Consider the following 1,190-nt stretch of genomic DNA (forward strand, 5'->3'; position numbering starts at 1 on the left):
GGCTGCTGGCCGCCTGCATCCGCTCCGTGGGGGGCGGGCGGACCATCGTCCCCGTCTCCGGCTGGCGGAGCCGGGCGGAGCAGCAGGCCATCTGGGACGATACCCGGGCTCGGGAGGGGGATGCCTTTACCCGGCAGTACGTGGCCCTTCCGGGGTGCAGCGAGCACCAGACCGGCCTGGCCATCGACCTGGGGGAGGACGTCCCCGATCTTGACTTCATCCGCCCCAGCTTCCCCGACTCCGGGGCCTGCGGCGCTTTCCGACGGGCAGCGGCCCGGTACGGCTTCCTCCAGCGGTACTGCCGGGAGAAGGAGGCCCTCACCGGCATCGCCGCTGAGCCCTGGCACTTCCGCTATGTGGGGGCGCCCCACGCCCAGCTGATGGAGGAGCACGGGCTCTGTCTGGAGGAGTACGTCCCCTTCCTGGAGGTGTCCCCCCGGCTCTGCCGGCTGGGCAGCGGCAGGACCGCCCGGGTGTCCCGACTCCCCTGCCCCAGCGCCGTCCTGGAACTGGAGCCGCCGGCGGGGTGCTGGCAGCTCTCCGGAGACAACTGCGGCGGGTTCATCCTCACCGTCTGGGAGGGAGAGCCATGAGCGCCCGCCGGGATGTCCCTGTGCTGGACCGCTTCCGCCTGCTGGCGGCGTTCCTGGCGGTGTGCAACCACACCGCCCCTCTGGCCGGACTGGCCCCGGAGGCCGACTTCTGGCTCACCCGGGTGCTGGCCCGGATCGCGGTCCCTTTTTTCCTCATGGTCAGCGGGTACTTTCTCTCCCGGGACGGCTGGAGGGGCACGGGCAGATTTTTGAAGCGGACGCTGACCCTCTACGCCGCCGCAGTTCTGCTCTATCTGCCCCTGAACTGGTACAACGGGGGCTTCTCCCCCCTGGAGTGGCTCAAAAAGCTGCTCATAGACGGCACCCTGTACCACCTGTGGTATTTCCCGGCGGTCCTGCTGGGGGTGGTGATCGCCCGCGGCCTGGCCCGGCTGGGGCTGCCCGCCGCCCTGGCGGCTGCCCTGCTCCTCTACCTGATCGGCCTGGGCGGGGACAGCTACTACGGCCTGACCGCCCAGCTACCCGCCCTGGACGCCCTCTATGGCGGGCCCGTCTCTTTTAAACAACTAGATGTGTATAAAAGACAAGCTCCCCCCCCCCGGGGCCCTCGGGCGGCGGGGGGGCCCGCGGCGTGCC

At 70.4% G+C, this 1,190-nt stretch carries 2 protein-coding genes; both read left to right on the forward strand.

All coding sequences use genetic code 11. The annotated features are described in order from the left end of the window. On the forward strand, nucleotides 1-593 hold a 593-nt coding region (locus BN1969_RS00025; RefSeq protein WP_050622425.1), incomplete at its 5' end, for a D-alanyl-D-alanine carboxypeptidase family protein. Then, nucleotides 590-1,190: acyltransferase family protein (locus BN1969_RS00030; RefSeq protein WP_147576924.1), on the forward strand; the 601-nt coding region annotated here is incomplete at its 3' end. The genes BN1969_RS00025 and BN1969_RS00030, both read left to right, overlap by 4 nt.

Origin of the sequence: Clostridium phoceensis (assembly GCF_001244495.1) — a bacterium.
GTDB lineage: Bacteria > Bacillota > Clostridia > Oscillospirales > Oscillospiraceae > Lawsonibacter > Lawsonibacter asaccharolyticus.